The sequence below is a fragment of the Ochrobactrum sp. A-1 genome, assembly GCF_022488005.1.
Classification (GTDB): Bacteria; Pseudomonadota; Alphaproteobacteria; order Rhizobiales; family Rhizobiaceae; genus Brucella.
Genome location: NZ_JAKVQC010000001.1, coordinates 132,969 through 140,583, shown reverse-complemented (window position 1 = coordinate 140,583; position 7,615 = coordinate 132,969). Strand labels below are relative to the sequence as shown.

Here is a 7,615-nt window from a genome sequence, read left to right as displayed (position 1 = left end):
CACAACCTCCATTGCGAGCCTACGCAACCCCTCCTAATGCGATCTCGAACAGATGGTTCGATGAGTTAGCATACCCTACATGTGCAATGCTTTCCCGAAAGGAGGGGGGAGGCTTGGGTTGAGCCTGTTTCTAAAATCTAGCGAGTTTCGTGATTCACAGCAAGGGCTGATTACAATTTGGGCCAAGAGATTGCCAAAGCCGCCATGCAGTTGTTGGTCCGCTTACGAAGGTTGCCTCCGATTGCTGTCTTTCGGCTTCCCACCCCTTAACAGTCTTTGAAAGCACGATAAGCGGAACAACCGCTTTGAAACGCGTGAGAATGCTACAATAATGTCTGGAATAGGCGCAAAAGCGGTCTATTCTTCGGTTCGTTACCGCACCAACGATAGGAACGATTATTATGGCCACTTTCATTCTGATAGCCGGAGGCTGGCAGGGCGGTTGGGTCTACCAGAAAGTAGCAGATATCCTCGCAGGGCACGGGCACATGGTTGTGCCAATCACACTTTCGGGGCTCGGTGATACGCCTGCCCCATCGGCCAATCTTGAAACTCATGTAAGCGAGGTCGTTGATGTCGTGAAGTCGCATAGTGACGACTTGATCCTTGTCGGGCAATCCTACGGAGGAATGATCGTGAGCGGCGTAGCGGACGCCGTTCCGTCGCGCATCCGCTCACTGGTCTATGTTGACGCTTATGTCCCAGAAACCGGCGACTCGGTCTGGTCGCTGACAACACCGCGTTTTCGAGACATGTTCATCGCAGGTGCAAAAGGTGACGGGCTGAATTGTGCCCCGCCTTCCAATCTGGACCCACGATGCCGCCCACAGCCGATCGCGACATTTCTCCAATCAATCACTTTAACCGGACGCTGGCGTGAAATACCTCGTAAGGTCTTCGTTGGCGCACATGGATGGGATGGAAGTCCATTCCTCGACCTTTACCAACGCTTGAGCGAGGAAACGGATTGGTCAACCTTTTCTCTCGATTGTGGCCACAACGTAGCTCGACTGGAACCAGAGGCATTGGCCCAAATAATGCTGACCCAGGCCCGACCAACCAGAGAAGCCTTCCCGTAGATGCATAATTATTGCTGCCGTCACTAGCGCCTACGTTCCACAACCGGCGTAAATGGGCGGCTTCTCACAGACTACCCAATTTCAAACAAGGACTTCAACGTCAGCTCACCATTCATTTTAACACGACAACCGATCAGTCGCCTGATGTTCCTGACTATTTGCCTTCGGCCTGAGCCGGGTTATCTCGGTAGCGTTTCTGGAAGCCTTGCGGGCATTGATAACAGTTGGCCTTTCCCAAGGATTCAGTCATCGCTCCCTGCTTCAGGCTTCTGACTATTACATTAATGCCAGATGGCGCAGCGGAGCAAAGGCCAACACGAACGATGAACTGTTATAGTGGGGAAGGTGCCGTCCCCGGCACTAGAATGCCCTTTATTCGACGTAGAGGGTAAGCGCGTACTCCGCCGTTTCCCCACGCCGGGCGGCGTTGCGCATCAAGTAGACCTGGACGACGTAGTTTCCGCTCGACGGGATTGTGACGCTCGTGCCGTTGCCATTGATCGAACTGTTGTAGAGGGCCTCGTTTGCGCCTGGTGCGGTGATGTTAAAATAGAGGCTCGAATTTCTGGAATCGAGCTGGACGCTCATTTTCTGACCTGCCGTAGCGCCCAGTTTGTATTCAACTGTATCGCAACCCTTCAACTTCGAATTGATGGTCGAACTGGATGTCCCGGCAGCAAACTTGACCGTTTCGTGCCTGACATTGTCCGCCAGGCAAGGTGTCGCCAGTATCACAACAAGGCTCATCAGGATGGTGCGCAACATCGTCATCAATTGTCCTTTAGCAGCTTTCTTAACCGGACCCTGTTTTGTGGCACAATTCGTCCGATGGTTTTTCCTCCGAGTCAAAAGCACACCCGCTGCCAGCGAGTTGTAAACCCAAGGAAGATATCGCATAAACATACCACCCAATCGGACGATATGCGGGGATTGATCTGCGCCGGCTATGCACTCTTGCCATCGCCTTTCTTCTGGAGCCAATCAGCATAGCTGTTCCAATGGCTAAATTGAATTGCGGTGTTTGTTTACCCGCAGGCACCAACGCGGGGATACTGCTCAAGGGGACGATTGGGCGTGTAAGGGCAAACCTGAACGGAAAGATGAGCGGATTGGTGGGAACTCCAGGAGCGCTATCATGGATTTGATGAACCTGCTACGCTCGGTCGAAGCCCTCCTCTACGAGATCGTGTCCTGGCTTGTATTCTATCCGCTAACCCTTTGGCGATGCATCGTCAGTCCGGTCGAGATGGCTCTCTACGCTGAAAAGGAGCTGACCGATCCGCCTGACCAGCAGTTCGAGGATGCTCTTTCGCCCCCTCTCTTTCTGTTCCTGACGCTTCTTCTCGCTCACGGGCTCCAGGCGACATTCGGCACCAGCCAAGCAGAGCTTCCGGGCGTGCTCGCGGATATACGAAGCGGACTTCTGTTTCAGGCGGTCATCTTCAGCCTGTTTCCGCTGCTGTTCGCCATCCAGCGCGTGAAACAAACCGGTCAGGACATCACGCGCTCGTCGGTTCGTCCTGCATTTTATGGGCAGTGCTATATGGTTGTTCCATTCGCGCTGTCGGTAGAAATCGCGCTCGTGGTATTCCAGACCTCACGGATAACCGGAGCTGTCGTTCTCCTGGCAGCCACCATCTGGTATCTCGCATGCCTGACACGGTGGTCCGCCAACGATGGCGTTTCCAGCGCACCGAAGGCGTTCGCAAGGGCACTCGGCACCCTCATCCTTGGGGCCCTAGGTTTTCTGACGATTGTCGTAGTGGTCGCACTGGCGATCGTCCAACGTTGAGAACAGCGCAGTTCGCCTAAAGCGCCGTTCGCTTTGAGCGACGCAAATATCATGTGGCGCAGTTACGATTTCTTCGCTGCGGAGCATCCACGCGAAGCACCGCGGGCCGAACTCCATTCGCTTCACGAGACTGGCGACGCTGCGGTCCATATCCATTTACGCGACTGAGTCGCAAAATGTCACCAAGTTTATCATGGTCATCTTTTTGCACTATATTCCCAATGGATCGCTATTGCGGGGATCAGGAAAAAGACGACGTTCAGAACCTTCCAGAACCCGATGATATTGGCCATGTACATGTGGGCTTGATCGACGCTGAATCCAAAAAAGACGGACATCATACTTGTTGTAATGCCGCTGAGCGACATCAACCACGCAAAAATGATAAACAGCAGATTGATCAGGAAAGCTTTTAGCAGAACGTTTCTAATTCTAAGCGGCGTTTCCATCGAAATGCTCCCTTCTTAGTAAGGCGCCTTGTCTACTTTACTCAGCACAAACGTTCTCATTATAACCCATCCGGCGCGCTTTTCCGCGGTCTCTCCGATAATTCCACAAACGCGACAATCGCCCTTCTCAGTTATCTTGCTGATCACAACTTCAGATTATGGGGTTGAGTACGCCGCGGAGAGCCACTTTCGCCTCTTGCTAAGGCTTGGAGATCATCGCCGTAATCGTAGTTCTGCCGATGTGATCGCTTATCCTGTTCACTCCAGGAGAGCTTGACGTCGATCTCGGGCAGAGTCATCTCACAAGACAGTTCGGAAAATGAGCGCCACTCGCGACCCCGTCTCGGCGGTGATTAGCCGTTCTTGACTATTCGTCAGTATACACACCTAATCCCCCACTTCAGTCTGGAATGGCTCATTCCCAAGCTGCAATTCAAGGGGTTGTGTTCTCAGCTGAGAACAGCACATTTGGTGATGTCGGGCTAAGTCACTCCACTCTGCGGTAGCTGGGCGACAGAACAATAATCTGACCCAATGCATTACTGCTGTCTTCAGTGTCCATACAAAACGGCGTTAATCTATCGTTAACTTTAAAGTTGTTGACGACTCACCTAGATACAGTCATTCTGACGCTCAATCCTGCAATTATCCTTGTTGAGCGATTTTAATGATCCAGAGCGCCAATGTTACAAATGTCAAGCAAACCGTAGAAAAGTCGTTAACTCGGCTTATTGAAGCGGATGCAGACACACTAAGCGCTCAGCTTCAGCATCTTCGCGCTCGCGCATTCCCGCCGACAGCACAGAAAGAGTTACGTAAATTTGCTCCAGGCGAGGCCGCAAAGCTAATTGGAATCAGTGACGTCTATCTTCGCACACTAGTAAACGAAGGTGTTATCGGTGAAGCTGAAAAGAACGCAGCTGGAAGACGCCTTTACTCCCTGGACCAAATCCACTCTATCCGGAACTACCTTAGTAAAAATAAAAAGAGTTACGATCAACGTCGCCGGAATGACGATCGGCTTCAGGTGATCGCCGTTACGAACTTTAAGGGCGGCTCGGGCAAAACCACTACGGCTGCGCATTTGGCACAGTACTTTGCGCTTCGCGGTTATCGTGTCCTCGCCGCAGATCTCGACCCTCAGGCATCGCTGTCTGCTTTATTCGGAATACAACCAGAATTCGACCTCGAACCTAACGAGACACTTTACGGTGCAATCCGATATGACGAAGCTCAACGGTCACTAAAAAGCATCATCCGAACTACATATTTTAGTGGCCTCGACATCGTACCCGGTAATCTCGAACTGCAGGAATTCGAACACGAAACACCCCGAGCCTTGACTTCATCATCGCGATCAACTGACAAATTGTTTTTTACACGAGTAGCTTCAGCGCTGAAAAGCGTAGAAGACGACTACGACATCGTGGTTCTCGATTGCCCACCATCCCTCGGCTACCTGACCCTGTCAGCACTCTGCGCAGCAACTTCTGTACTTGTTACAATACATCCACAAATGCTGGATGTAGCATCTATGAGCCAGTTCTTGCACATGACCGCGGGGCTTTTTGATGTCGTCGAAAGGGCAGGCGGCAATGCCAACTATGATTGGTTTCGCTACGTGCTAACACGCTACGAACCTAACGACGGCTCTCAGTCACAGATCGCGGGCCTCCTCAAGGGTCTGTTCGGAGATAGAGTCTTGACCAATTCCATGGTCAAATCCGCCGCGATATCAGACGCGGGCATTACGAAGCAGACTCTTTACGAAGTCGGCAGAGAAAACTTTCATCGGCAGACGTATGATCGAGCGATCGAAGCTCTCGACGCAGTCAATCATGAACTCGAAGAGCTCGTTAGAGATGCATGGGGTAGAAAATGAACAAACGTCGTGATGCTTTACGAGATTTTTTAACTCCAATCACTTCCAACCACGAGTTCTCAGCTGAGAACACACCCAAGCGGCCACAGGTATCTTCGGGCGCATTACAAAGTATGAATGATGCGATCACCGGTCTTTCTAACGAAGCGGAGGAGCTCCGCAAAACACTAGCTGATGGTGAGTCCATAGTTGAGCTCGATGCACATCTCATTGATGCGTCCTTTGTAAAGGATCGCCTTGATGATTATTCGGGTACTGATTTTGATGCTCTATTGATTAGTATCCGGGAGAACGGCCAAGCCGTGCCTGTGCTCGTCCGACCGAAGCCCGATCAGTCCGGTCGGTATCAACTCGCGTACGGGCATAGGCGCGTCGCTGCTCTCAAACAACTTGGCCTGAAGGTCAAAACCTTCGTTCGAGAATTGTCCGACGACGAATTGATTATTGCGCAGGGCAACGAAAACCTTGAACGCAAAGATCTCACTTTCATTGAGAAAGCACTGTTCGCTCGACGCTTGGAAGACCGAGGGACAAGCAGAGCCGTAATCATGGCTACATTTGGAACCTCGTCCAGAGGCGTTTTATCCGAGATGATTGCTTTGGCTCGAAAGTTACCGGATGAGCTTATACAGGCTATTGGTGCGGCGCCAGGTATTGGACGACCGAAATGGGATTCGCTGGCTACACTACTAGGTAACAAGCTTAATTCTCTCGAAACCGTTATAAAATCCGAATCCTTTCTGAACCTAAATAGTACAGAACGCTTTGAGGCTATCTTTTCTTCGCTCAAGCAAGCGAACAAAGTAGTACCCAATTCAGTAGCCGAGGGATGGTGTTCCGATGACTCTCAATTACGAGTAGTCGCCAAGTCAAAGTCTAAAGTGTACGCGGTCGAATTCTCGGAGATCGAAGGAAAGGCCTTCGGTGAGTGGATTTCAGACAATATGAAACGCTTATACGACGAATACAAAGTAACAAAACAACGCAACTAGGAGATTCTAGCAAAAGAAAAAGGCCCCCAAACGTTACCGTAGTGGAAGCCTCTCTCAAAGTTCTAGCAGACTGAGAATCGCATTTCCCCGAATCGGTGTCAAGAGTCATAAGCGTCATTTTGGCGGGTGGATTTCTTTTGCCTTTCGAAAGGTGAGAGGAAATGCAAATTCTGGAGACAATCACGCCCACACAGTGTGGGCGAATGAAGATGTTTACCCAAAATCCTGAGCTACAGAAAGGGCAGAGGAGGGGCGTAAACCGTTGGGTAATCTACAAACAGCTCTGTGTGGCCAAATCAGCGCTTAAGCTGAATGATCGTTGCCTTGCAGTGCTCAGCTCGCTTTTGTCATTTCTGCCTGAAGATGAACTGAGTGAGAAAAACGGCCTCGTCGTTTTTCCGTCCAATCGCCAGCTTTCACTCCGGGCTCATGGTATGCCAGAGTCCACGCTTCGCCGACATCTCGCATTCCTGGTCGCAGCGAGGATCATTGAACGCAAGGATAGTCCGACACGTAAACGCTATGCTCACAAGGACAGGGAAGGGCAGGTCGAGCTTGCTTTTGGATTTTCCTTTGCGCCATTGCTTGATCGTGTGTCAGAAATTGCAGCAAATGCAGAGAAAATTCTCGCCGAACAAAAAGCACTGAAGCGTCTTCGCGACGAAGTATCGGTCTTGCGAAGAGATATCGCGTCGATTTTTGCCGAAGCGGCCGAAGAAACTGGCAAGCTTTGTGAGAGTCTGGAAGAAGTGTTCGTTCGCTTCCGTGAGGTCGTCGACGCTATTCCTCGCCGCGCATCTCTCGCCCAACTGGCCACTGTCAGCGCTAATCTTGAAGCCATTCGTGGTGAATTGGATAATGCCTTGAAAACAAAAGGCATTGTTCCGGAATTGAGCGGCAGCGTCGCTCAGTTTGAGCGGCAGCATATTGAATCCCTGCCAGAATCCCTTTTTGAATTTCAAAATGGTAAAATGATTGATTTGAAAGAGCCTTCTTCGGAAAGCTTTGTTGCTGTGAGCCTCGAAAGAGAAGATCAAGTTCGGGCTTCTCCTTCAATCTCTCTCGATCAAGTGCTTCGAACATGCCCGGATATCCGCGAATACGGGATAAACGGGATCGGCACATGGCGGGAACTTCTTGATGCGTCACGAATTGTTTCCGGCTTTCTTGGCATCAGTCGCTCGGCCTATCAGGAAGCAGTCCATTTCATGGGGGCAGAATCCGCATCGACGGCCATCGCCTGGATTCTCCAGAAACTGGCCTCGATCAATTCGCCAGGCGGATATCTGCGATCTTTGACGGAGAAGGCGAGAGGAGGGACCTTTTCAATCAGCCAACTGTTGTTTTCAGGAATGAAAGCACACGGAAATCTGGTTGCGGGATAATTATGGATCCGTGCCAACAAAAAGATAATGTAGAGC

7 protein-coding genes are annotated in these 7,615 nt (G+C 51.0%); 5 read left to right on the top strand and 2 right to left on the bottom strand.

Translation table 11 applies throughout. The features are described 5' to 3' along the window. Nucleotides 1-401 precede the first annotated feature (401 nt). Nucleotides 402-1,079 carry an alpha/beta fold hydrolase gene (locus tag MKS82_RS00775; RefSeq protein ID WP_125302462.1) on the top strand — a complete coding sequence of 226 codons (678 nt, stop codon included), beginning with the start codon at nt 402-404 and terminating at the stop codon, nt 1,077-1,079. Nucleotides 1,080-1,451: 372 nt separating this feature from the next. Here MKS82_RS00775 and MKS82_RS00770 read toward each other — a convergent pair whose 3' ends face one another. Next, the gene (locus MKS82_RS00770; RefSeq protein WP_240578230.1) at nt 1,452-1,850 is read right to left on the bottom strand and encodes a hypothetical protein; all 399 of its coding nucleotides are present in this window, start codon (nt 1,848-1,850) and stop codon (nt 1,452-1,454) included. A gap of 364 nt (nt 1,851-2,214) precedes the next feature. Between MKS82_RS00770 and MKS82_RS00765 the strand changes: the two genes are divergently transcribed. Further along, nucleotides 2,215-2,871: a hypothetical protein gene (locus tag MKS82_RS00765; RefSeq protein WP_240578229.1), complete on the top strand. Its 657-nt coding sequence runs from the start codon at nt 2,215-2,217 to the stop codon at nt 2,869-2,871. A gap of 197 nt (nt 2,872-3,068) precedes the next feature. On the opposite strand, the gene MKS82_RS00760 is transcribed toward MKS82_RS00765, so the two are convergent. Then, nucleotides 3,069-3,320: a hypothetical protein gene (locus tag MKS82_RS00760; RefSeq protein ID WP_240578228.1), complete on the bottom strand. Its 252-nt coding sequence runs from the start codon at nt 3,318-3,320 to the stop codon at nt 3,069-3,071. Nucleotides 3,321-3,987: 667 nt separating this feature from the next. On the opposite strand from MKS82_RS00760, the gene repA reads away from it, so the two are divergent. The 3 genes from repA to repC all read left to right on the top strand — a co-directional run bounded on the left by repA (nt 3,988) and on the right by repC (nt 7,579). Further along, nucleotides 3,988-5,202 (top strand): plasmid partitioning protein RepA, encoded by a 1,215-nt coding sequence (repA, locus tag MKS82_RS00755; RefSeq protein ID WP_109989480.1) that lies wholly within the window; start codon nt 3,988-3,990, stop codon nt 5,200-5,202. Next, entirely contained in the window at nt 5,199-6,194 is a 996-nt protein-coding gene (gene repB, locus MKS82_RS00750; RefSeq protein ID WP_109989481.1) for a plasmid partitioning protein RepB, read from the top strand. The genes repA and repB overlap by 4 nt, the downstream gene beginning before the upstream one ends. Before the next feature lie 161 nt (nt 6,195-6,355). Beyond that, entirely contained in the window at nt 6,356-7,579 is a 1,224-nt protein-coding gene (repC, locus tag MKS82_RS00745) for a plasmid replication protein RepC (protein WP_109989482.1), read from the top strand. The last annotated feature ends 36 nt before the right edge of the window (nt 7,580-7,615 follow it).

What these genes read in the sequence shown, in the direction of transcription:
- MKS82_RS00775 (WP_125302462.1), top strand. Translation starts at nt 402, where the DNA reads ATGGCCACTTTCATTCTGATAGCCGGAGGCTGGCAGGGCGGTTGGGTC.
- MKS82_RS00770 (WP_240578230.1), bottom strand. Translation starts at nt 1,850, where the DNA reads ATGACGATGTTGCGCACCATCCTGATGAGCCTTGTTGTGATACTGGCG.
- MKS82_RS00765 (WP_240578229.1), top strand. Translation starts at nt 2,215, where the DNA reads ATGGATTTGATGAACCTGCTACGCTCGGTCGAAGCCCTCCTCTACGAG.
- MKS82_RS00760 (WP_240578228.1), bottom strand. Translation starts at nt 3,320, where the DNA reads ATGGAAACGCCGCTTAGAATTAGAAACGTTCTGCTAAAAGCTTTCCTG.
- repA (WP_109989480.1), top strand. Translation starts at nt 3,988, where the DNA reads ATGATCCAGAGCGCCAATGTTACAAATGTCAAGCAAACCGTAGAAAAG.
- repB (WP_109989481.1), top strand. Translation starts at nt 5,199, where the DNA reads ATGAACAAACGTCGTGATGCTTTACGAGATTTTTTAACTCCAATCACT.
- repC (WP_109989482.1), top strand. Translation starts at nt 6,356, where the DNA reads ATGCAAATTCTGGAGACAATCACGCCCACACAGTGTGGGCGAATGAAG.